The following is a 22682-nucleotide window of genomic DNA, read 5'->3' on the forward strand; positions in this document are numbered from 1 at the left end:
GCCGATCCCGGCTAGATAGACACAGGCGACGCGTCGGTGAAGGGACGGTGGAGCGGCCAGGAACGGACGGGCGGGGGCGCGGGAGTCACGTTGGCTGGAGATGGCGACGGGCGCCGCCCCCGGTGTCCCGGGGGCGGCGCCCGTCGTACTGCCGAGCTTGAGCGTCAGTGCCGGTCGGCGTCGCTCGCGGTGTCCTCGCGGTAGCTGGCCCCGCCGTCCGACTCGCTGGTGAGCGGCTTGGCGCCACCCTCCGGCGGGCCGGCCAGGCTCTGACCACCGGCGGCCAACTCCGGGAACTTCGCGTCGAACGCCGGCCGCTCGGAACGGATCCGGGGCATCTTGTCGAAGTTGCGCAGCGGCGGCGGGCTGCTGGTCGCCCACTCCAGCGAGTTGCCGTGACCCCAGGGGTCGTTCACCTCGACCACTGGACCGGTCTTGTAGGACTTCCAGCAGTTGTAGATGAAGGGCAGCGTGGAGATACCGGTGATGAACGCGCCGATCGTGGAGATCGTGTTCAGCGTGGTGAAGCCGTCGCTGGGCAGGTAGTCGGCGTACCGGCGGGGCATGCCCTCGTTGCCGAGCCAGTGCTGCACCAGGAACGTGGTGTGGAAGCCGATCATGGTGAGCCAGAAGTGCACCTTACCCAGGCGCTCGTCGAGCATCCGGCCGAACATCTTCGGGAACCAGAAGTAGATGCCGGCGAAGACCGCGAACACGATGGTGCCGAAGAGCACGTAGTGGAAGTGCGCCACCACGAAGTACGAGTCCGACACGTGGAAGTCGATCGGCGGGCTGGCCAGCAGCACACCGGTGAGACCACCGAAGAGGAAGGTGACCAGGAAGCCGACCGCCCAGAGCATGGGCGTCTCGAAGCTGATCTGACCCCGCCACATGGTGCCGATCCAGTTGAAGAACTTCATACCGGTCGGCACGGCGATCAGGTAGCTCAGGAAGCTGAAGAACGGCAGCAGCACCTGGCCGGTGGCGAACATGTGGTGCGCCCAGACGCTCATGGAGAGCGCGGCGATCGCGACGGTCGCGGCGACCAGACCCTTGTAGCCGAAGATCGGCTTGCGGGAGAAGACCGGGATGACCTCGCTGATGATGCCGAAGAACGGCAGCGCCACGATGTAGACCTCGGGGTGCCCGAAGAACCAGAACAGGTGCTGCCAGAGCATCGGCCCACCGGTTGCCGGGTCGTACACGTGCGCACCGAGGATGCGGTCCGCGGCGAGCGCGAACAGCGCGGCGGCCAGCAGCGGGAAGACCAGGATCACCAGGAGGCTGGTGACCAGGATGTTCCACGTGAAGATCGGCATCCGGAACATGGTCATGCCGGGCGCGCGCAGGGTCAGCACCGTGGTGATCATGTTCACGGCGCCGAGGATGGTGCCCAGGCCGGAGATGGCCAGACCCATGATCCACATGTTGGCGCCGACGCCCGGCGAGTGCTCGACGCTGCTCAGCGGCGCGTACGCGAACCAACCGAAGTCGGCGGCGCCACCCGGGGTGATGAACCCGGCGGTCGCCATCGTCCCGCCGAACAGGTACAGCCAGTAGGCGAAGCTGTTCAGCCGGGGGAAGGAGACGTCGGGCGCGCCGATCTGGATCGGCACGATGTAGTTCGCGAACGCGAACACGATCGGCGTCGCGAAGAACAGCAACATGATCGTGCCGTGCATGGTGAAGAGCTGGTTGTACTGCTCGGGCGACAGGAACTGCAGCCCGGGTCGGGCCAGCTCAGCCCGCATGACCAGAGCCATCAGGCCACCGATCATGAAGAACACGAACGCGGTGATCATGTACATGATCCCGATTTGCTTCGCGTCCGTGGTTCGCAGCAGCCGCGCGATGGCCGACCCCTTGACCGGCTCCCGGACCGGCCAGGGCCGGGTCACGACCGGCTTGGGTGCGACGGTGGTCACGAGTGGCCTCCGGTTCTCGGTTGTCCCGCTCGGCACACGCTGGTTATCGGCGGGCCGTCATCCGCAAGGAGGATAGTCCCCGGCAGGTCGCAGCGCCGCGTGGGGTGGCGTGACACGATCTACTACGGGGCTACAGCGGGCCGAGCAGGAGCCGGTAGTGCTCCCCGAAGATCCGGTCGCCGCGTCCGCGCAGCAGCGGGTCGCGCAGCGCCGGCGGCACGTCCCTGGTCCGGTTGCGGTCTCGGGTCCGGTCCCGCACCCATCGGGTACGCGGACGGCGACGACTTTCGTACGCCACGAGCGCCGCCTCCACGCTGTTGGCGGCGCGCAGCGACTCGGCCAGCACCACGGCGTCCTCCAACGCCATGGCCGCGCCCTGGGACAGGGTCGGCGCGGTGGCGTGCGCGGCATCGCCGACCAGCAGGACCCGCCCCCGGTACCAGCGGCCCAACTCCACCTCGTCGGTGATCCCGACGTGCACCTCGTCGAGCGCCGCCAGCACCTCGGGGACCGGGCCGCGGTAGTCGGCGAAGAGTTCCCGCAGCCGGGCCAGCGGGTCGGCCGGTTCCTCGGTGCCGGCCTCGTCGGCGTAGAGGTGCAGCCGCCCGGCCCCGATCGGCACCATCAGGAAACCGGAGCGCTGGCCGAGCAGTGCGGTCCACTCGGTGACCGGTGGGCCGTCGCGCAGGACGGCCCGGTAGACCACCTGCCCGACCGGGCGCGGCGGCCCACCGAGCGCGGCCAGCGCACGAACCGAGGAGCGTGGCCCGTCGGCGCCGATGACCAGGTCGTACTCCGTGGTGGTGCCGTCGGTGAACGTGACGCCGACAGCGCCCGGGAGCAGGTCCAGGGTGCGGACCTCGGCGCCGTGCCGGACGGCGCCGCCGGCACCGCTGAGCAGCACCCGGTGCAGGTCGGCCCGGGGCAGCGCCCGGCACTCGCCGACGCCGGCCCAGAGGGCGTCGAGGTCGACCTCGCAGAGTTGCGCGCCGGCGGCGTCGAAGAACCGCTGCCGACGGATCACCTGCCCGATCGGTCGGACCGGGTCGTGCAGGTCGAGCCGGTGCAGTGCGCGGGCGGCGTTGCCGGGCAGGTAGAGACCGGTCTCGGTGGACTCCCCCGGTGGCAGCTTGTCGGTGACGTCGGGCCGGAAGCCCGCCAGGCGCAGCGCCCGGGCTACGGCCAGGCCGGCGATGCCCGCGCCGACGACGAGGATGCGCAGGGGGGAGCCACCCATGGTGGTGTACGCCTCCGGAGGGGGAGCGGCACGCGTTGGAGGCAACACGCTACTCGGAGCGATCGGCGCACACCAGGCCCAATCGGTCCGCACCCCGCCGCTCGTCGGCGACCCACGCCGCTTGGCCGGCCGTCCGTCGCCAGCCGTCCGGCGGGGGCATGGCAATCCTCACAATTCACCAGTTCACCGCGTGCGGTTGCGCAGCAGTTTCATACATGTAAATGTGTGGTTGAGCGTGGGAGCGCTCCCGCACTGCCCCACCACATCCGGCGCCCGGCACGCGCCGAGTCAAGGAGCGTCATGAAACGTCAACTTCGGGCCCTGGCCGCCGCCGGGCTACTGGTCGCCAGTTCGCTGGTGGCCGTGGCCCTCGGCGGCAGCGCCTCCGCCGACACCCAGATCTGCGAACAGTACGGCTCGGCCGTCATCCAGGGCCGGTACGTGGTGCAGAACAACCGCTGGGGCACCACCGCCCAGCAGTGCATCAACGTCACCAGCAACGGCTTCGAGATCACCACTCTGAACGGCAGCAGCCCCACCAACGGGGCGCCCACCGCGTACCCGTCGGTGTTCTTCGGTTGTCACTACACCAACTGCTCCCCCGGCACGAACCTGCCGATCCAGGTGAGCCAGATCAGCAGCGCCACCAGCAGCATCTCCTACCGCTACGTCAGCGGCGCCACCTACAACGCGTCGTACGACATCTGGCTGGACCCGTCGCCCAAGCGGGACGGGGTGAACCAGATGGAGATCATGATCTGGCTCAACCGGCAGGGTCCGATCCAGCCCATCGGCTCGGTCGTCGGCACGGCCAACCTGGCCGGCCGCACCTGGGAGGTCTGGCGGGGCAGCAACGGCTCCAACAACGTCATCTCCTACGTCGCGCCGTCGGCGATCTCCAGCCTGAACTTCAGCGTGCTGGACTTCATCAACGACACCCGCAACCGGGGCGCGATCACCAACTCCTGGTACCTGACCAGCATCCAGGCCGGTTTCGAGCCGTGGCAGGGCGGCGTCGGCCTCGCGGTGACGTCGTTCTCGGCGAACGTCAACGGCGGTGGAAACCCCACCACCCCGCCGCCGACGACCCCGCCGCCGGGCGGTGGCGCGAGCTGCGCGGTGAAGTACACGGCGAACTCGTGGAACAACGGCTTCACGGCCGACGTGCAGATCACCAACACCGGCTCCAGCGCGCTCAACGGTTGGACGCTGACCTACAGCCTGCCCAGTGGTCAGCAGGTCACCAGCGCCTGGAACGCCACGGTGAGCCAGAGCGGGTCGACGGTGACCGCCCGGAACGTCGGCCACAACGGGTCGGTCGCACCCGGTGGCACGGCCAGCTTCGGCTACCAGGGCAACCTGAGCGGGTCGTACTCGTCGCCGACGAGCTTCTCGCTCAACGGGGCGACCTGCTCCCGCTCCTGAGCCGACACCACGATGTGCGGGGGCGTGACCGTCCAGGTCACGCCCCCGCACGTCGCTGGGGGTGGGCTTGCCCACTGACGGTGCGACAATTTGCGCGGCCACCCCGCCGGCATCGCGGGTGAAAGAATCACGCTTAACTATGCATTAATATTATCTGCGTACCTTCCGAACATGTCGGTTATCGCGCTATTTCGGTACGACGTCCCCTCGTCGATCGTTGTCTTCCTGATCGCCATCCCCTTGTCCCTCGGCATCGCTGCCGCCTCCGGAGCACCGCTGCTGGCCGGGCTGATCGCCGCCGTCGTGGGCGGGATAGTCGCCGGCGCGCTCAGCGGCGCGCCACTCCAGGTCAGCGGGCCAGCGGCTGGGCTCACCGTGATCGTCGCGGGCACCATCGCCGAGTTCGGCTTCGCCGGCACCGCCGCGATCGTGACCGTCGCCGGGCTGCTGCAGATCCTGCTGGGCATCACCCGCCTCGGGCGGGCCGCGCTCGCTCTGTCGCCAACAGTCGTACACGGGATGCTGGCCGGCATCGGCCTGGTCATTGCGCTGAGCCAGGTCCACGTGGCGCTCGGCGGCGCGCCCCAGAGCTCGGCGTGGGCGAATCTCCGTGACCTACCCGGCCAAGTCGCCGACTACCACAGCGTTTCCGTGCTGCTCGGCGCGCTGACCATGACGCTGTTGCTGATCTGGTCACGTCTGGTCAAGACCACCATGCTGCCGGCGACCCTGGTGGCGGTGGTGGTTGCCACTGTGGTCGCGGCGGCCCTCGGTGCCAACGTGGAGCGGGTGAACCTGCCCGCCAACCCCTTGAGCGCGCTCACCTTCGCCCGCTGGCCCGACTCACCGCTGTGGGAGGTCCTCCCGGCAGTCATCACCATCGCCCTGGTGGCGAGCGTGGAATCTCTTCTCTCGGCGGTGGCCGTCGACCGCATGCACCACGGCGCACGGGCGAACCTCGATCGTGAACTCATCGCTCAGGGCGCCGCGAACGCCGTATCCGGAACGCTCGGCGGCCTCCCGGTCACCGGCGTCATCGTGCGCAGCTCGGCCAACGTCGCGGCCGGGGCACGCACCCGGGCCTCGACCATCCTGCACGGAGTCTGGATCGCCGGGTTCGTGATGGCCGGCGCCGTACTGCTGGAGATGATCCCGATGGCCGTGCTCGCCGCCGTCCTCGTGGTGGTCGGCCTGCGGCTGGTGAGCCTCGCCCAGATCCGCGTGTACGCCCGGCACCGGGAGCTGCCCATCTATGTGATCACCGCGGTGGGCGTGGCCGCGACCGACCTACTCATCGGGGTCGGGCTGGGCATGGCCACGGCGGTGCTCTTCATGTTGCGACGGTTGGCCCGGTGCGACATTCACGTCACCGAGCCGAACTCCGGCACCTGGCTCGTGTCGATCACCGGAACACTCGCCTTCGTCGCCTCCGGACGACTCACCCGCCGACTCGCCGCCCTGCCCCCGGGGCAGCACGTCGTGCTCGAACTGCACCTGGACTATCTCGACCACGGCGCCTACGAGACCGTCCGCGACTGGCAGGCGTCCTACACCCGGTCCGGTGGCAACGTCGAGGTCAGCGAGGTGCACGGCTCGTGGTTGCATCGGGCGGGCACCGACGGGCTCGGCACCGGCAAACGCACCTCCCCGTGCGTGACCCGGGGTCGTCAGTCTCCGGATGCGCACGGGCACGTTGAGCTGCCCCTCGCAAACCCCCGGGTTCCGTAAAGTCGGGGCATCCTCGCCCTGGACACCCCGACTTTACGAAGGCCGGGTGGATCAGTACGCCGACATCCGCCGCCCGTACTGGGGCATCGTCAGACGCGGGTGAGGCGTACGGCGTCGGCGACGACCAGGCCGGTGGCGTTGCTCCACCGGCTCACGCCCACCCGGTTGGCGTCGCCCGCCGGCAGCGCGAACGTGCCGAGGATCCGCCACTGCCCGCCGGTGACCCGCTGGTCGACGCGGACGGTCTGGTTGCCGGTGCTGGTGGCGACGATGTACGGGGCGGCGCTGTTGTAGCCCGAGTTCGCCGGCCACCAGGCCTCGACCCGGTAGTTGCCGGCCGCCGGAACGTTGAACCGGTACCACGCGACATCGCTGGCGGCGACCGGGTCCGCGTACCGGTAGTCGGCGCCGTACCGCTGGCTGGAGTACGACGACACGCCCCAGTTGGCGCTGGCGGTGAACCGACCACTGGTGGTGTTGTCCACCGTGGAGGACCATGCCGTGCCGCCGCCGGCCATCCTCGCCGCCATGTCGGCCCGCATGACGTTCAGGTCGATGAAGGAAGGGTCGATCTTGCCGGTGGTGCTGGTCTCCCGGTGACCCCGGGCGTAGCTGCTGTCCCGGCCGAGGCGGGTGAGTACGGCGGCGGTGGCAGCGAGCGACGCGTTGTACTGCGCGGCCGTCATCTCCTGGTTGACGCCGTTGTAGTCGATCTCCCACCCGATCATGAGGGTGTTGCCGTCCCCGGCCGGGATCGGCCCGCTGCCGCCGCTGACCCCGGCGTGGTTGCACCGGCCGGCGGAGATGACGTGGAAGACGCCGTTGTAGTCGACGAGCGCCTGGCACAGCGGCCCCGGCAGGTCGGACCGGCCGTTGATGCAGATGCCGAGCGCCGGGTGCGGGTTGCTGGCGCTGGAGGTGGAGGCGGTGTGGTGCCAGAGCACCCCGATCGGGTCGAAGGAGCCGGGCCGCATCCGGTTGAGCCAGTCCCCCTCGACGACGACCTGGACACCGGCGGCGCGCAGCACGTCCACCAGCCAGGGAATCGTCGCCATCAGGCGTCCTGAAGCAGGTCGGCGAGGCACTCGGCCTTCGGCGCGGCGTTCGCCGCGGTGGGTCGGGCGACGACGGTCAGGGCGGCGACCACCAGGGCGGGGATGCCGAGCACCCCACGGCGGGGCAGACGGATGGACGGTGTTCGGGCCATGGCGATCCTCCAGCGACGGCGGGTACGAACGGATCGACGAACGTGATGACGGGGACGCTATACCGTCACGTACGTCGATGTCGATACCCTTCAATGCCGGCTCGCGCGCTGAAGGAATTCGCCGATTCAGACCTCGCCGAGCGCGTCGATGTCGCGCATCTCCTCGGCCGTGAGCGAGAAGTGGAAGACGTCGAAGTTGGCGGTGATCCGCTCCGGGGTCACCGACTTCGGGATCACCACGATCTCGTGGTCGATGTGCCAGCGCAGCACCACCTGCGCGGGGGAGACGCCGTGCGCGGCGGCGATCCTGGTCAACACCGGGTCGCTGAGGTCGCTGGTCTTGAACGGGCTGTACCCCTCCAGCACCACGCCCCGGTCCCGGTGCTCGGCGTGCCGCTGCCGGTCGTACAGCGACGGGCTCCACCGGATCTGGTTGACCGCCGGGTTCTCCTCGGTGGACTGGATCAGCTCGTCGATCTCGGGGGTGCTGTAGTTGCTCACCCCGACCGCCCGGACGAGGTTCTCGTCCCGGGCGGCGAGCAGCTCGCGCCAGAGCGGGATGCTGTCCCCCGGCGACGACGGCGGCCAGTGGATCAGCCAGAGGTCCACGTGCTCGACGCCGAGCGCCTCCAGGCTGGCCTCCAGCGTCGCGCGCTCCCGGCCCACCCGGTCCGGCGGGAGCTTGGTGGTGATGAAGACGTCCTCCCGGCGCAGACCGCTCTCCCGTACCGCCCGGCCGACCTCCCGCTCGTTGCCGTACACGGTGGCGGTGTCGAGGTGCCGGTAGCCGGTGTCGAGCGCGGCCAGCACGGCGTCGTAACCGGCCTGGCCGGTGGCCTGCCAGGTGCCGAAGCCGAGCAGGGGCATCCGCACGTCACCGGGGAGCAGGGCGGTGGGCTGGTCGGTGAGGTCCATGACGTCCGTTCTACCCCGCCGCGCCTCCGGCCGCCGAGCGAACCGGACACTCCGGCTTCCAGCGCACCGGCCCGATGTGCCGGACAATGCGGGGGTGACCGACCGGCTGGAGGAGTACCGGCGACGGCGGGACGCGGCCCGCACACCCGAGCCGGTGCCGGCGGAGAGCCCTCCGTCGGCCGGCCCCGACGCCGACGCCGGCCGCTTCGTCATCCAGCAGCACCACGCCCGCAGCCTGCACTGGGACCTGCGCCTGGAGCACGAGGGGGTGCTCGCGTCCTGGGCGGTGCCCCGCGGTCTCCCCCGCGATCCGGGCCGCAACCACCTGGCCGTGCACACCGAGGACCACCCGATGGAGTACCTCGACTTCGCCGGCGAGATCCCCGCCGGCGAGTACGGCGGCGGCCGGATGCTGATCCACGACCGGGGCACCTACCGGTGCGAGAAGTGGCGTGACGACGAGGTGATCGTGACGCTCTCCGGTGAGCGGACCGCCGGCCGCTACGTCCTCTTCGCCACCGGCGGGCGGGACTGGATGGTCCGACGTACCGACCCTGCGCCACCGGGCTGGACACCGATGCCGGATCTGGTCCGGCCGATGCACGCCACGCCCGCCGCCGGGCTCCCCCGCGACCGTGCCGCGTGGGGGTACGAGCTGCGCTGGGACGGCGTCCGGGCGATGGCGTACGTCTCCGGCGGGCGACTGCGGCTGCTCTCCGAGACCGACGAGGAGGTCACCGGCGGGTACCCGTGGCTGCGCGCGATGGCCGAGGCGCTCGCGCCCACCGAGGCGGTGCTCGACGGGGTGCTGGTCCGCATCGACGGTGCCGGGCGGGTCCGCCCGGTCCGGCCGGCCACCGGCAGCCGGGTCCCCGCCGGCGCCCAGTACCTGATCGTGGACCTGCTCTGGTTGGAGGGCGTGAGCAGCGTCGACGTGCCGTACGCGCAACGCCGGGAGCTGCTCGATGGGCTGGTCTTGGCCGGTACGCACTGGCAGACTCCGCCGTGGTTCCCGGGCGCGGGCGACGAGGCCCTGCGCGCCGGGCAGGAACAGGGCCTGCCGGGTGTGGTCGCCAAGCGACTGGACTCGGTCTACCAGCCGGGGCGGCGCAGCCGGCACTGGCTGAGCATCGACGCGGTGTGAGGGCGAGGAGCGACGTGTACCTGACCCACCTGGACTGCCCGCGCTGCGGCAAGGAGTACGCCGCCGACCGGTTACAGAACCTCTGCGAGTGCGGATCGCCGCTACTGGCCCATTACGACCTGCCGGCCGTGGCGAAGGCGGTCACCCCGGAACGCTTTCCGCTGCGCCCGGCCGACCTGTGGCGCTACCGGGAGCTGCTGCCGGTCGCCGACCCGCGGCACGTCACCACGCTGGGCGAGGGCTGGACGCCCCTGCTGCGCGCCCCGGCGTACGGCGCCGAGATCGGCATCACCGACCTGATGGTCAAGGACGAGGGGCTGATCCCGACCGGCTCGTTCAAGGCCCGGGGCGCGGCGGTCGGGGTCAGCCGGGCCCGCGAGCTGGGCGTCGAGCGGATCGCGATGCCCACCAACGGCAACGCCGGGTCGGCCTGGGCCACGTACGCGGCGCGGGCCGGGATGGGCGCGACCATCGTCATGCCGCTGGGTGCGCCGAGCATCTGCCGGCGCGAGTGCGTCGCCGCCGGCGCCGACCTGCGCCTGATCGACGGGCTGATCGGCGACGCCGGTCGGCGGGTGGCCGAGCTGATCGCGGAGTCGAACGGGGCGATCTTCGACGCCGGCACGCTGCGCGAGCCCTACCGGCTGGAGGGCAAGAAGACGATGGGGTACGAGATCGTCGAGCAGCTCGGCTGGCAGGCGCCTGACGTGATCATCTATCCGACGGGCGGCGGGGTCGGCCTGATCGGCATCCACAAGGCGCTGCACGAGCTGCGCGAGCTGGGTTGGGTCGGCGACAAGCTGCCCCGACTGGTGGCGGTGCAGTCCACCGGCTGCGCGCCGATCGTGCGGGCGTTCGCCGCCGGCGAGGATCGGGCGCAGCCGTGGGCGGACGCGCACACGGTGGCGTTCGGCATCACCGTGCCGGCCCCGCTGGGCGACGAGCTGATCCTGGCGGCACTGCGGGAGTCCTCCGGCACTGCCGTCGCCGTCGACGACGCGGACATCCTCGCCGACCTGCGGGACTTCGCCGCCCGGGAGGGGCTGCTGCTCTGCCCGGAGGGGGCGGCCTGCCTCACGGCGGCTCGGCAACTGCGCGCCGGCGGGTGGATCCGGGCCGGTGAGCGGGTGGTGGTTCTCAACACCGGCGCCGGGCTGAAGTACCCGGACACGGTCGACGTGTCCGGCGTACCCCTGATGGTGTGAGGTGACGGCACCCCGCGGACCGGGCGGTCCGCGGGGTGCCGTCGTGCCGGTCTACTGGTAGCTGATGTCCGAGGGCGAGTAGAGGCAGTTGACGCCGTCGGCGCCCTCGCCGACCTCGGTCGGCTCGCTGCCCTTCGGCACGCCCTTGTACTTCACGCAGATCGAGGTCTCCCGGTCCGGGTCGCCGACGATGGTGATCCTGCTGAACCGGGCGGTGTCGCCCCAGTTGGTGTTGATGCCGGCGATCGCGTCGGTGTTCCGGACGATCACGTTGTCGATCACCACGTGCCGCTGGTACGACGTGGAGCAGTTGCCGCAGGCGCGGTAGAGCTTGCCGGCGTTCTCCACCCGGAAGTTCTTGATGTAGACGGTGCCCGAGCCGTTGTGCTGGAAGACCTTGTCGCTGGCGGAGCGGGCCCCACCGCCGTCGACGGTGTACGTGGTGCCGCCGCGGAAGGTCGCCGCGTCCTCGCCGACGTCCTCCCACCAGACGTTGATCAGGGTGCAGTTGCCCTCACAGTGCACGCCGTCGCCGGCCGGGGCACCGATGATCACGTTGCGCAGGGTGGCGCCAGCGGCCAGCTCGAACATCGGGTCCTGGCTCTCGCTCTGCCCACCGTCACCGATGCCGTAGTAGCGCTTGAGCCCACCGTCGAAGGTCCCGGAGACCGCGATCGTCGCGTCCACCTTCTGGCTGCTGGTGGGCGTCGGCCAGCCGGCCGCCGGAGGTGTGGTGGTCGGTGGCGGAGTGGTGGTCGGCGGCGGCGTGGTCGGGGTGCCGCCGCCGGACGAGTCGACCACCACGTCGTCGAAGCCGCCGCTGGCGTACGCGGTGACCAGGCCAATGCGGCCCGCGCCGGCCAGGCTGTTGCTGCCGGACGCGATCTGGGCGCCGTTGACGAAGCCGCGGATGGTGCTGCCGCTGGTCTCGATGCGCAGGGTGTACCAGCTGCCGGTGCCGATGCCCAGCGCGGTGGAACCGATCGCCGTGACGGAGCTGCCGTTGACCGCCTGGAGTTCGGCCCGACCGGAGCCGAGCAGGGCCAGCCGGTACATCTTGGTGCTGCTGCTGGACCGGGCCGCGAGCCCGACCAGGGCGCTGGACGAGCCGAAGCTCGTGGGCCTGACCCGGGCCTGCACGGAGTAGTTGGTCCAGCTGGTCTGGCCGGCGAACTGCCGGGCCAACTCGCTGCCGGCGTTGGACTGGTTGAGCACGCCCGATCCGTCCACGGCCCAGGTGCCACCGGACTTGGACCAGCCGGAGGTGTCGCCGTCGGTGAAGTCGTCGCTGAAGACGGTGGCCGCGAAGGCCGAGGTCATGCCGGCGGCGAGGGCCGCCGCGGTCACCCCGGCGCCCACCGCCAGCAGGAGTGGTCGGCGGCCGGAGAATCTTCTTTTCTGCACAGGTGTCCTCCTTGACGCATGTGGTGGTGATCCCTCGGCCGCCGTACTGGAACGGGTCGGCACAGCGTGCCGCGCTGAAACGGGATCGGTGTGCGTCCCCGCCGGACGCCCGGATCCGAGGCGGGGTGAAGCGGGATCAAAGCCCCGGGGAAAGGGCTTTCCCACTTCTTGGAGGCTAGGACTGTCCAAGCATCAGCGTCAATGCCTGGCGTTTGCAGGTCTGTTGCAGGATTTCAGTAGCTGTCCGGCTCGGTGATCCGCCAGGCCGCGTTGATCAGCCCGATGTGCGAGAGCGCCTGCGGGGTGTTGCCGAGCTGCATCCCGGTGGACAGGTCGATCTGCTCGCTGAACAGCCCCACGTCGTTGGCGTACCCGACGACCCGTTCGAAGAGCGCCTCGGCCCGCTGCCGCTCACCCGTCATCACCAGGCACTCCACCAGCCAGAACGAGCACAGCAGGAATCCGGCCGGGTCGGTCGTCCACCGCCGCAGCAGTCCGCCCTCGGTGCCCAGCTCGCGCTCGACCATCGCGATTGTCGAGCGCATCCGCGGGTCGGTGGCCGGCAGGAAGTGTGTCACCGGCAGGGCCAGCACCGAGGCGTCCAACTCCGCCGACCCGAACGCGCCGGTGAACGCCCCGATCCGGTCGTTCCACCCCTCGCGCAGCACGGTGTCGCGGATCTCGTCACGGATCCGGGCCCAGCGACGGGGGTCGGCCCGGTCGCCGAGCCGGTCGGCGAGCCCCACCGCCCGGTCCATGGCGAGCCAGCAGGCCACCTTGGACGAGAGGTAGTGCCGCTCCTCGTCCCGGGTCTCCCAGATACCGCGGTCCGGCAGGTGCCACGTCGAGGCCACCTGCTCGGTCAGCCCGAGCACCATCTCCCGCAACTCGCCCTCGAACGTCGGGCCGAGGTAGTCGCGCAGCCGCCACACCGCGGACATGATTTCACCCGGCACGTCGAGCTGTCGCTGCCGCCAGGCGTCGTTGCCGACCCGCACGGGCCTGCTGTCGCGGTAGCCGCGCAGGTGGGGGCAGTGGTGCTCGGAGATGTCGCGCTCGCCCTCCAGCCCGAAGAGCACCGGAACGGGCTCGTCGCCGAACCGGCCGATCGAGCGGGTCGCCCAGGCGAACAGCCGGGACGTCTCGTCGGGGCAGGCCGCCACCCAGAGCGCCCGCATCGTCAACGAGAAGTCCCGTAGCCAGGAGTAGCGGTAGTCGTAGTTCCGGTCGCCGCCGATCCGCTCGGGCAGCGAGGAGGTCAGCGCCGCGGCGACCGCGCCACTGCGGGCGTACGTGAGGCCGGTCAGGACCGTCGAGCTGTGTTTGACGAGTTCGGGGTAGCGGCCGGAGTACGTGTGCGTCTCCCGGAACGCCTGCCACGCCTGCGTCGTCTCGGCGAGGGTGGTCAGTGGGTCCATCCGGGCCGGCGGATCGCCGTACGCCTCGCCGAAGGCGAGGTCCATCCCGATCACCTGACCGGCGGAGACCTCGAACTCGTGGGTCACCCGGTCGGTGCCGGCCCGCAGGTGCAGACCCCCGGCACGCAACATCAGCACGATGGGGCCGGCGCCGGCCAGCACCCCGCCGTCCGGCTGCTCATGCAGGTAGGGCGTGAGCAGGCCGTACTCCGGGCGGGGCGCGAAGTCCAGCGCCATCCGTACCCGCCCGGTGAGCCCTTCGACCACCCGGATCAGCACGGCGGGTGAGTGCCGGCCCAACTCGTGGGCGCGGGCGCCGACCTCGGCGGCCAGAGCGTCGGTGACCGCCACGCTGCCGTGCGGGGTGTGGTGCACCGTCCGTAGCACCAACGTGTCCGGCAGGTACGCGCGCTCCACCCGGTGACGCGGACCGCCGACCCCGACCGGCGCGAGCCGGAAGTGGCCGGCTCCCGGGTCGAGCAGCCGCGCGAACACCGACGACCCGTCGAACCGGTGCGGGCACCACCAGTCGATCGAGCCGTCCTTGCCGACCAGGGCACCCGAACGAGAGTCCGAGAGGAACCCGTAGTCGGAGATCGCCGGCTGCTGCTCCACCCGCCGGGGGTACCCGCATCGGCCCGGATCAGGCCGGACGGCTCACTCGGTCGGTGGCTCGTCCTCGCCCGCCGCCTCGGCCGCGTCGGCCTCCTCCTTGGTCTTGTGGACGGCCTTGTCGGCGTGCTCCGGCGGCCCGTAGACCGTGTAGAGCACCAGCGGGTTGGGGCCGGTGTTGACGAAGTTGTGCTTGGTGCCGGCCGGCACCACGACCAGGTCGCCCGCGACGACCTTCCGCTTCGCGCCGGCGACCCGCGCCTCGCCGACGCCGCTCACGAAGGTGAGGATCTGGTCGATGTCCTCGTGCACCTCCTCGCCGATCTCCCCGTCGGCGGGGATGGTCATGATGACCAGCTGGGTGTGCTCACCGGTCCACAGCACCCGCCGGAAATCCGGGCTCTTCTCGGCGACGGTCGCGATAGTGAAATGCTCCATGTCCACGCTCATACCCCGTCCGACGGCGCGCCACGCCGGGACCGGCGGATCGTGGAAATCCCCACGGTCGGCGGGTTTGGATCCGCGTGGACCGGGGATCGACAAAACTGACCGGCGCGAACGGCTGGTCGAGCCAGGTCCCCGCCGGCGTACCGCCGAACGGCTGCGGTGGTGGGAGACGGCCAGAGCACGGCGACGTTCCGACCACTGTCGAAACGGCGCCGTGCGCTCTTGTGTGCGTGAAGGCCCGCCGCGATCTTGCAGTTACTGTCGCGGCAAAGGGGACATGTCACGCGTCTCGGCAACCAAAACTGCAAGATCGGCGCGACGCTGAAACCTCAGCGGTGCAGCCAGGTGAGCAGGTCGGGCGGGGCCAGCTTCCCGGCCCTCTCCTGGTACCGGGCTAGACCGGCGTCGTCCAGCAGGTCGCGTCCCTGGCCCGAGCCGCCCCGGCGAAAGAACGCCTGCCGGTCGCGCAGCACCCCGAGCGTGTCCGGTGCGAGCCGATCGGCGCGCTCCCGCATGCGACCGAAGGTGGCGGCCTCCACCAGCTCCGGCCCAGGGCTCGGGAGTTTCCACCGGTCGGCCAGCCGACGCATCTCACCGCCCAGATCGGCCAGCAGGTCGTCGTAGTGCACCAGCTCGACGTTCGGCTCGTGCCGGCGGGCCCACGCGTCACTCAGGTGCAGCAGCACCCCCGGCAGCGAATCCAGCTCGGCGCGGGGATCCGCCTCCCGGTCGACCCAACTGAGCAACCACTCCGGTGCCGGAGGCCGCTCGCGGGGTGGCCCGGCCGGGGCTGGTCGACCGGTCAGCTCGGCGATGCGCGCCCGGTCCAGGTTGGCGCTCTGGTGGTAGAGGGAGACCGCCATGTCCAGCGGGTGCCGGGCCACCACCACGTAGTGCACCCGAGGGTCGAGCGGCACCCCGTCCAGCGGGGTGTGCGTCTTGATGAACCGCCGGTGTGGCTGGGCCGCCAGCCGGTCGTACACCGTGGCCTGCGGCTCTCCCAACCAGTCCAGCCACGGCGACAGCACGGTCAGCGACGCCGGCAGCTCCGGGGTGCCCAGCACCAGGAGCGCACAGATCATCTGCATCCAGGTGGTGCCGCTCTTGGACCGGGTGCTGATGACGATGTCGCCGTCGCGCAACGGAAAGCCGATCCACCGTGCGCTGTCCTCTTCGTCGGATCGGTACCGGTGAATTGGCGAGGACATCGGTGAATGGTAGTCGCCGAACCGACAGTCGAGCGGCCGAATTCCGGCTGACAACTCTGGGGCATACGCGAATGCCTGGCTAGATTGAAGTATGGTGCCCGCCCACGGGGGCCGGGCGGCGGCACCGATCTACCGCCCCATCCTCGCCAGCCGCCGGGGCGAGCTTGAGGCCCTGAGCCACCTCGAGCCCGCGTACGCCGCACTGGTCGCCCCGATCCTGGAGATCGGCGCGATCGCTAAGTCCATGATGGACGTCATTCGCCGGCTGCCGGCGGGGCTCATGCCCGCCATCGACGTCAGCGCGCTGCCCGACAGCCCTGAGGCGGAGCTGACCCGCTGGGGCGTACCGGTGGTGCCGGTGATCGGGCTCGCGGAGAGCGACCACCGGCTGGTCGCACACGGCGCCGCGGCGCGGGCGTACGGCCGGCGCGCGCTCATCCGGCTGCGGGCCGGCCAGGACCGGGCCGGTCCGGATGCGAGCACCACCGCGGTGGAACGGATCTGGCGGTTCACCGGCCTCGCCCCGGAGGAGTGCGACCTGCTGGTGGACGCGGGGGACGTGTGCTGCCCGGCGGACGTGCGGACCGCCGAGCCCCGGGTACGCCACCTGCTGGACTGGGCCCGCCGACACGCCTGGCGGTCGGTGACGGTGGCGGCGGGCGGCATGCCCCCGACGCTGTCTCGGCTGCCCACCGACGAGCCGGTCCAACTGGACCGCTGGGACTGGCAACTGTGGCGACGACTGGCCGACGCCGGGGTCGACTACGGCGACTACGGCGTCCACCCGGCGGTGCCGGGCACCGGTGACCCCGGGGACCGGTTGCCGACCGTGCGGTACACCGACGAGGGCAGTTGGTGGGTGTACCGCTGGGCGCGACGCGGCGGCCGGGGCGAGGACCGGTTCGCCGACCTGTGTCGCACGCTCGTGTCGGCACCACACTGGCCAACCGCCGGAGCGGCCTTCTCCTGGGGTGACCACGAGCTGCTGCGCCGGGCCCGCAGGGGCGCTGGCACCGGCTCGACCGCCAACTGGGCGGCGTGGAGCACCTCGCACCACCTGGCCCACGTGCTCGCCACGCTGCTGCATCCGGCCGGCGACGCCGCGCCGATATGGCACCCCGGGCAGGGTCCGCCGCAGCGGGGGCGATCGCTGCGGTGAGGGCCGGGTCTACTGCTTCTCGGTGAAGCCGAACTGGATGATGCCCTCGTCGTCGACGGTGGCGTCCACCGACGCGTCACCGAGCAACTCGGCGGCGTCCTCGTCCAGGAAGATCCTGGCGCCCTGGTTGTCGACCACACGGTCGCCCTGTACCGGCTCGGGCACCAGTTCGACGGTGAGCGACCCGGCCTCGGTGTCGGCGGCGATACGGACTCCGCCGTCCTGGGCGACGTCCTGTTGGTTGGCGAGGTCACGAATGACGAGCACGGCGTTATCGGTCATGGTGAGCATGGCGGAAACTCCTCGTGGATTCTCGGCTCGCGGTCGGATACCGCGCGGACCGGACAGGCCCGCGTACGAGCACACGTGGGAGGCGACAGAGGGGCGAACGGTCGTCGCCGTCGCATCGGATCGGGGCAGCTGACGGCCCCGTCAGTCCCACCGTGCCTGCTCACCGACCATCCGTCAAATAGAGCCAGGTCAGTGGAGAGCGGCGGCCGGGGCCAGCCAGGCGCGAATCTCGTTGACCGCCGCGCGGCCGGCCCGGTTGGCCCCGATCGTGCTGGCCGAGGGGCCATACCCGACCAGGTGAACCCGCGCGTCGGCGACCACCCGGGTGCCGTCCATCGTGATACCGCCGCCCGGCGCGCGTAGGCCCAGCGGGGCGAGATGGTCGATGGCCGCCCGGAACCCGGTGCACCAGAGGATCACGTCCGCCGGCACGAACCGCCCGTCCGTCCAGGCCACCCCGTCGGGCGTGATCCGGTCGAAGATGGGTAGCCGGTCGAGGACGCCACGCTCGCGCAGTCGGCGTACCTCGGGGGTGACCGGCAGCCCGGTCACGCCCACCACGCTGCCCGGCGGGCGGCCGGCCCGGACCGCCTCGTCCACCCGGGCCACCGCGGCGCGGCCCAGTTCCGGGCCGAACTCCTCGTCGTTGAACGTCGGTGGCCGGCGGGTCACCCAGGTGGTGGCCGCCGCGACGGTGGAGACCTCGCCGAGCAGCTGCACGGCCGAGGTGCCGCCACCGACCACCACCACGCGAAGGCCGGTGAACTCGGTCGGCCCCCGATAGTCGGCGGTGTGCAGCTGCCGTCCCCGGAACGTCGACCGGCCCGGGTAGTGGGGCCAGAACGGGCGCGTCCAGGTGCCGGTGGCGTTGATCAGCGCCCGGGCGGTCCAGGTGCCCCGGTCGGTCTGCACATCCAGCCGTCCGTCGGGACGGGAGCGCACCGCCCGGACCCGCACCGGCCGCCGCACCGGCAGATCGAAGGCCCTCTCGTACGCGGCAAAGTAGGCGCTGACCTGCTCGGCGGCCGGGCGTTGTGGCTCGGCGGGCGGGAGCGGCAGCCCGGGCAGGTCGTGAAAGCCGTGCACCCGGTCGAAGACCAGCGTCGGCCAGCGGTGCTGCCAGGCGCCGCCGGGCCCGTCGTCGGCGTCGAGGATGACGAAGCCGCTGCCGGACGCGAAGCCGGTGCGGTGCAGGTGGTAGCCGGCGCTCAGGCCGGCCTGCCCGGCCCCGATCACCACGACATCTGCGAAGTGGGTGTCCACACGGCGTACAACCACCCGGATGTCGCCGCTGTGCCCGTCCTCGACCGTCGTGCCGATCACAGGCAGCCATTCCGGCTTCGACCACCTGACCTGCTCTTACGCTGAGTGAATGAGCGACTTCCGTCGGTACGCGGCCGAATTCCTCGGCACCCTGTTGCTGGTGTTCTTCGGGGTGGGCAGCGCGATCGCCGCACGGGTCCAGGGCGGCGTGGTGGTGGTGGCGCTGGCCTTCGGGTTCGTGATGGTGGCCCTCGTCTACACGATCGGCCCACTCTCCGGCAGCCACGTCAACCCGGCGGTGACGCTCGGTGTGCTGCTCTCCGGAAAGATCTCGCTGGTCGGGGCGGTGGCCTACTGGATCGCGCAGTTCGTCGGGGCGACCGTCGCGGGCTTCGTGCTCTGGGCGCTCACCCGTTGGGGTGACGTCGCGGACCAGACCGGGGCCCTGGGCACGAACGGTTACGGCGCGCACATCAACCGGGGCGGCGCGGCCGTGCTGGAGGTCGTGCTGACCTTCCTGTTCGTGTTGGTGGTGCTGGTGGTGACCAGTCGGAGCGAGAACCCGGGCACCGCCGGTCTGGCCATCGGCTTGGCCCTCGCCGTGACCCAACTGGTGGGCGTGACGCTGACCGGCGCGGCGGTCAACCCGGCCCGCGCGTTCGGCCCGGCGGTCTTCGAGGGCGGCGTGGCTCTGCGGCAACTCTGGGTGTTCATCGCCTTCCCGCTGCTCGGCGGGGCGCTCGCCGCGCTGGTCGCGCCAATGGTCATGGGTGCCCAACGGCACTACTGGGGTGGTCACGAGAAATCGGTCGGCGGGCCGAAATAGCCCAGACGGCAATATCTTTCGCCAGAGGGCCTTCTCCGGCGAATATCTCCGTGGCAGCATCAGCGGATGCATCGCCGTCACTTTCCCCGGGCCCTCGCGCTGCTCGCGCTGGTCGCCACCGCGGCCACCGCCGGCGCGCCCGGTGCCACGGCCGAGTCGCCCACCCCCGCGACGACCCAACTGCGCGCCACCATCGACACGATCCTCGCCGACGCCCGGCTGGCCGGCGCGCAGGCGTCGGTGGTCGTGGTCGACACCGGCACGGGCCAGACGCTCTACGACCGCAACGGTGACCGCCGGCTGGTCCCGGCGTCCAACACCAAGCTGCTGACCTCGACCGCGGCCCTTGAGCTGCTCGGCCCGGGCCACCGCTTCACCACCGACGTCCGGGCCACCGGCAAGCGCCGCGCGGGCCTGCTCTCCGGCAACCTCTACCTGCACGGCGGGGGCGACCCGACGATGCTCGCCGCCGACTACGACGCGCTCGCCGCGCAGGTCGCCGCCGACGGCGTGCGGGTGGTCACCGGGAACCTGGTCGCCGACGACACCCGCTACGACCGCACCCGGCTCGGTCCCGACTGGACCTGGGACGACGAGCCCTACTACTACGCCGCCCAGGTGTCCGCGCTGACCGTCGCCCCGGACACCGACTACGACGCGGGCACGGTGATCGTGCACGCCGCACCGGCCGACCGGGCCGGCGCCCCACCGGTGGTGACCACCACCCCCGCCACCGGGTACGTCCGCGTCGACAACCGCGCCCAGACGGTCAGCGACGGCGAGACCTCGATCTCGATCGAGCGCGAGCACGGCGGCAACACCGTGGTGGTGACCGGCCAGATCGCGGTCGGCGAGGAGCCCGCCAGCGACTGGGTCACCGTCTGGGAACCCACCGGCTACGCGGCCGACGTGTTCCGGGCGGCGCTGCACCGGCACGGCGTCCGGGTGCTCGGCCGGACCGTGCTCGGCCAACCCACCCCCGAGACGGCCAACCCGGTGGCGCGACACGACTCGATGAGCCTGGGTGAGCTGATGACGCCGTTCCTCAAGCTGTCCAACAACGGGCACGCCGAGGTGTTGACCAAGGAGATCGGACGGGTGCTCTCCGGTTCGGGCACCTGGACGGCCGGCCTCACCGCGATCAGCGAGTACGTCGCCGACACCGGAATGGACACTGGAAGACTGCGCCAACGTGACGGCTCAGGGTTGTCCCGGCGCAACCTCGTCCCGGCGGCGGAGTTCGTCGACCTGCTGAGCGCCGTCCGCGCCGAACCGTGGTTCGCGACCTGGTACGCGGCGCTGCCGATCGCCGGCCAGCCCGAGCGGTTCGTCGGCGGCACCCTGCGCAGCCGGATGGCCGGCACCCCTGCCGCGGGCAACGTGCACGCCAAGACCGGCAGCCTGACCGGTGTCTCCGGGCTCTCCGGCTACGTCACCAGCGCCGACGGGCGACTGCTGGCGTTCTCCATCCTGCTGAACAACTACCTGACGGCGTCGGTGAAGTCGCTGGAGGACCAGATCGCCGTGGCGCTGGCCGGCTTCCGCGAGGGTGGGGCGTCGACGGCACGGGTGGCCCCGCCGGCGGTGCCGGAGACGCCGCGTACCCCGGAGGGCGTCGAGTGCTCCTGGGTCAAACCGATCACCTGTTGAGCGGCGGCCGGGAGGCGCGTACGCGCCTCCCCGCCCCGGGGGGGCGCAGGCCGGGCGCCCCCGGCGGGGGGGCCCCCCCCCCCCGGCCCCCGGGGGGGGGGGGGGCCCCCCCCCCCACCCCCCCCCCCGGGGGGGGGGGGGGGGGGGGGGGCGCCCCCCCCCCCCCCGCCCCGGCGAGCGCTCAGGCCGGACGGTCCGGTGGGGGGACCACCGCCGTCGGGTCACCACGCTCGATGAGCGCGGCGATCTCAGCGGCCCGCAGCCCGCGCAGCGCCAGCACCCGGGTGCCCCAGCGGTGCAGGCGGCACGGGTGCGGGCTGGCATCGTTGCGGCAGACCACACCCCCGGACCACCGGCGGGGGGCGTGCACCACCACCGCCCGTACGGCGAACTGGGTGTCCTCGCCGGTCACGTACGGCGGCAGGGGGATGTCGCGAAGAACCTCCCCTGGCGCTTCACCGGTGCCGGACGAATCGGCACGACGGACGCGGTGGGCGGTACTGCTACTCATCTCCGCTGCCTCCACACTGGATGCTCGGGTGGGAACAGCAGAAAGTTACGACGCATTCGACAGTCCGCGACGGACAAACTGTCCCGCCGCGGTGACGCCCAGCGATCGGTCAGTCAGTCAGCGCACCGTCACGGCCTGGAGGCCGACGTTGCCGCAGTGCGGTGTGAAGACCTTCTCGACGGTCCAATTCAGCAGCAGTCGGGCGCCCTTGGGCAGCGTGAAACGGATGGTGAACTGCGCACTCTGACTGGTGTAGGGGTCTTCCAGTCGAGCGGTGCTGGCGGGCCCGCCGGTGGACAGCCGCGCCTCCAGTCGCCCCCGGGCCATCCAGATGCCACCGTAGAGGTGGACCGTGCGCGGCTCACCGCTGCCGGCGACGGCGAGGCTGAACCCGTTGCCGGCCCCGCAGGTGTAGACGCCGTTGGAGCTGCCGTTCGTCGACCGCTCCGGCGCGCCGTCGGACCAGCGCACGTACTCCTGGTTGCCGTCCCAGCCGACCCGCCTGCCGGCGCCACCCCCGTCGATGATCTCGCCGGAGCCGGAGCGCTTGCGGTTCGTCGACCGGCCGCCGCGCTCCCCCCAGTGCACCCAGTCCCGGGTGCCCACGGCGGTGAGGTCGACAGCGGCGGGCATCTCCCCCCGGCTCACCGACAGCGCCGGCGAACCGGGCTTGGCCGGCGGCGGGGCGGGCGCGCTCGCTGACGGCGTCGGGTCCGGCGCGGGTGGCCGCTGGCGCGGACGCAGGCCGGGCGTCGCCGGCCCCGCCTCGCCGGTGCGCCCGTCGGCGGCCGGGAGACCGGGGGAACGGGCGGCCCCGGCGGCCACGCCACCCGGACCCGCCGGGTCGTCGTCCGGCTCCGAACCGGACCGGGTGCCGAGGTACGAGACCAACACCACCAGGCAGGCGAGTACGGCGACTCCCTCCACCGCCCAGCGTCGTCGCTGTCGGACGCGGCGCAACACGCCGCGGGCCACCCCGGCGGTCAGGGCAGGCGGGCGGTGCCTCGGCGGCGCGTCGCCTGCCCTCGAACCAGCCCGCGTGCGGTCTTCGTCCGCCACCGACCCCTCCAACTCCACCGCCCGGCCGTTCTGGACCGCCGCGGACCA

Annotated in this window: 20 protein-coding genes; 7 read left to right on the top strand and 13 right to left on the bottom strand. The window is 71.5% G+C overall.

Features of this window, described 5'->3' with window-relative positions:
* Positions 1-164: 164 nt before the first annotated feature.
* Positions 165-1925, bottom strand: coding sequence for a cytochrome c oxidase subunit I (gene ctaD / locus ACIBD9_RS07710; protein WP_387167578.1), 1761 nt, complete (start codon positions 1923-1925; stop codon positions 165-167).
* A 130-nt stretch (positions 1926-2055) separates the two neighbouring features.
* Positions 2056-3162 (bottom strand): FAD-dependent monooxygenase, encoded by a 1107-nt coding sequence (locus ACIBD9_RS07715; RefSeq protein ID WP_396715498.1) that lies wholly within the window; start codon positions 3160-3162, stop codon positions 2056-2058.
* Positions 3163-3462: 300 nt separating this feature from the next.
* Between ACIBD9_RS07715 and ACIBD9_RS07720 the strand changes: the two genes are divergently transcribed.
* Together ACIBD9_RS07720 and ACIBD9_RS07725 are read left to right on the top strand one after the other, a co-directional pair.
* A complete protein-coding gene (locus tag ACIBD9_RS07720) occupies positions 3463-4587 on the top strand; it encodes a cellulose binding domain-containing protein (RefSeq protein ID WP_396715500.1) in 1125 nt (374 codons plus the stop codon).
* 171 nt (positions 4588-4758) lie between these two features.
* Positions 4759-6315 carry a SulP family inorganic anion transporter gene (locus tag ACIBD9_RS07725; RefSeq protein WP_396715502.1) on the top strand — a complete coding sequence of 519 codons (1557 nt, stop codon included), beginning with the start codon at positions 4759-4761 and terminating at the stop codon, positions 6313-6315.
* Between the two features lie 89 nt (positions 6316-6404).
* Here the strand turns inward: ACIBD9_RS07725 and ACIBD9_RS07730 are convergent, their stop codons facing one another.
* From ACIBD9_RS07730 to ACIBD9_RS07740, 3 genes are all read right to left on the bottom strand, one after another.
* On the bottom strand, positions 6405-7370 hold the full coding sequence (locus ACIBD9_RS07730) for an N-acetylmuramoyl-L-alanine amidase (protein WP_396715504.1): 966 nt from the start codon (positions 7368-7370) through the stop codon (positions 6405-6407).
* A complete protein-coding gene (locus ACIBD9_RS07735; protein WP_396715506.1) occupies positions 7370-7522 on the bottom strand; it encodes a hypothetical protein in 153 nt (50 codons plus the stop codon). Before ACIBD9_RS07735 ends, ACIBD9_RS07730 begins: the two co-directional genes overlap by 1 nt.
* 126 nt (positions 7523-7648) lie before the next feature.
* Positions 7649-8437 (bottom strand): aldo/keto reductase, encoded by a 789-nt coding sequence (locus tag ACIBD9_RS07740; RefSeq protein WP_396715508.1) that lies wholly within the window; start codon positions 8435-8437, stop codon positions 7649-7651.
* A 94-nt stretch (positions 8438-8531) separates the two neighbouring features.
* Here ACIBD9_RS07740 and ACIBD9_RS07745 point away from each other — a divergent pair, with 94 nt between their 5' ends.
* On the top strand, positions 8532-9581 hold the full coding sequence (locus ACIBD9_RS07745) for a DNA polymerase ligase N-terminal domain-containing protein (protein WP_396715510.1): 1050 nt from the start codon (positions 8532-8534) through the stop codon (positions 9579-9581).
* A 14-nt stretch (positions 9582-9595) separates the two neighbouring features.
* Complete coding sequence (locus ACIBD9_RS07750; protein WP_396715512.1) at positions 9596-10786, top strand: threonine synthase; 1191 nt, start codon at positions 9596-9598, stop codon at positions 10784-10786.
* Positions 10787-10837: 51 nt separating this feature from the next.
* Here ACIBD9_RS07750 and ACIBD9_RS07755 read toward each other — a convergent pair whose 3' ends face one another.
* The 4 genes from ACIBD9_RS07755 to ACIBD9_RS07770 all read right to left on the bottom strand — a co-directional run bounded on the left by ACIBD9_RS07755 (position 10838) and on the right by ACIBD9_RS07770 (position 15875).
* Positions 10838-12190, bottom strand: a complete 1353-nt coding sequence (locus tag ACIBD9_RS07755; protein ID WP_396715514.1) for a pectate lyase — start codon at positions 12188-12190, stop codon at positions 10838-10840.
* A 233-nt stretch (positions 12191-12423) separates the two neighbouring features.
* Complete coding sequence (locus ACIBD9_RS07760) at positions 12424-14223, bottom strand: glycoside hydrolase family 15 protein (RefSeq protein ID WP_396715516.1); 1800 nt, start codon at positions 14221-14223, stop codon at positions 12424-12426.
* A gap of 42 nt (positions 14224-14265) precedes the next feature.
* Positions 14266-14658: a cupin domain-containing protein gene (locus ACIBD9_RS07765; protein WP_091397116.1), complete on the bottom strand. Its 393-nt coding sequence runs from the start codon at positions 14656-14658 to the stop codon at positions 14266-14268.
* Positions 14659-14996: 338 nt separating this feature from the next.
* The gene (locus ACIBD9_RS07770) at positions 14997-15875 is read right to left on the bottom strand and encodes a sulfotransferase domain-containing protein (protein ID WP_396715518.1); all 879 of its coding nucleotides are present in this window, start codon (positions 15873-15875) and stop codon (positions 14997-14999) included.
* A gap of 91 nt (positions 15876-15966) precedes the next feature.
* Here ACIBD9_RS07770 and ACIBD9_RS07775 point away from each other — a divergent pair, with 91 nt between their 5' ends.
* The gene (locus tag ACIBD9_RS07775) at positions 15967-17034 is read left to right on the top strand and encodes a beta family protein (RefSeq protein WP_396715520.1); all 1068 of its coding nucleotides are present in this window, start codon (positions 15967-15969) and stop codon (positions 17032-17034) included.
* Between the two features lie 9 nt (positions 17035-17043).
* Here the strand turns inward: ACIBD9_RS07775 and ACIBD9_RS07780 are convergent, their stop codons facing one another.
* Both ACIBD9_RS07780 and ACIBD9_RS07785 read right to left on the bottom strand, forming a co-directional pair.
* The gene (locus ACIBD9_RS07780) at positions 17044-17325 is read right to left on the bottom strand and encodes an adhesin (RefSeq protein ID WP_091393621.1); all 282 of its coding nucleotides are present in this window, start codon (positions 17323-17325) and stop codon (positions 17044-17046) included.
* 189 nt (positions 17326-17514) lie between these two features.
* Positions 17515-18648 (bottom strand): NAD(P)-binding domain-containing protein, encoded by a 1134-nt coding sequence (locus ACIBD9_RS07785; RefSeq protein ID WP_396715522.1) that lies wholly within the window; start codon positions 18646-18648, stop codon positions 17515-17517.
* Between the two features lie 49 nt (positions 18649-18697).
* On the opposite strand from ACIBD9_RS07785, the gene ACIBD9_RS07790 reads away from it, so the two are divergent.
* Positions 18698-19414 carry an MIP/aquaporin family protein gene (locus tag ACIBD9_RS07790; RefSeq protein WP_396715524.1) on the top strand — a complete coding sequence of 239 codons (717 nt, stop codon included), beginning with the start codon at positions 18698-18700 and terminating at the stop codon, positions 19412-19414.
* A 66-nt stretch (positions 19415-19480) separates the two neighbouring features.
* On the top strand, positions 19481-21064 hold the full coding sequence (dacB, locus tag ACIBD9_RS07795) for a D-alanyl-D-alanine carboxypeptidase/D-alanyl-D-alanine-endopeptidase (RefSeq protein ID WP_396715526.1): 1584 nt from the start codon (positions 19481-19483) through the stop codon (positions 21062-21064).
* A 181-nt stretch (positions 21065-21245) separates the two neighbouring features.
* Here dacB and ACIBD9_RS07800 read toward each other — a convergent pair whose 3' ends face one another.
* Both ACIBD9_RS07800 and ACIBD9_RS07805 read right to left on the bottom strand, forming a co-directional pair.
* The gene (locus ACIBD9_RS07800) at positions 21246-21575 is read right to left on the bottom strand and encodes a hypothetical protein (protein WP_396715528.1); all 330 of its coding nucleotides are present in this window, start codon (positions 21573-21575) and stop codon (positions 21246-21248) included.
* A 117-nt stretch (positions 21576-21692) separates the two neighbouring features.
* Positions 21693-22634 carry a hypothetical protein gene (locus tag ACIBD9_RS07805; RefSeq protein ID WP_396715530.1) on the bottom strand — a complete coding sequence of 314 codons (942 nt, stop codon included), beginning with the start codon at positions 22632-22634 and terminating at the stop codon, positions 21693-21695.
* Positions 22635-22682 lie beyond the last annotated feature (48 nt).

Source organism: Micromonospora sp. NPDC050784, from assembly GCF_044456765.1.
GTDB lineage: Bacteria > Actinomycetota > Actinomycetes > Mycobacteriales > Micromonosporaceae > Micromonospora > Micromonospora foliorum.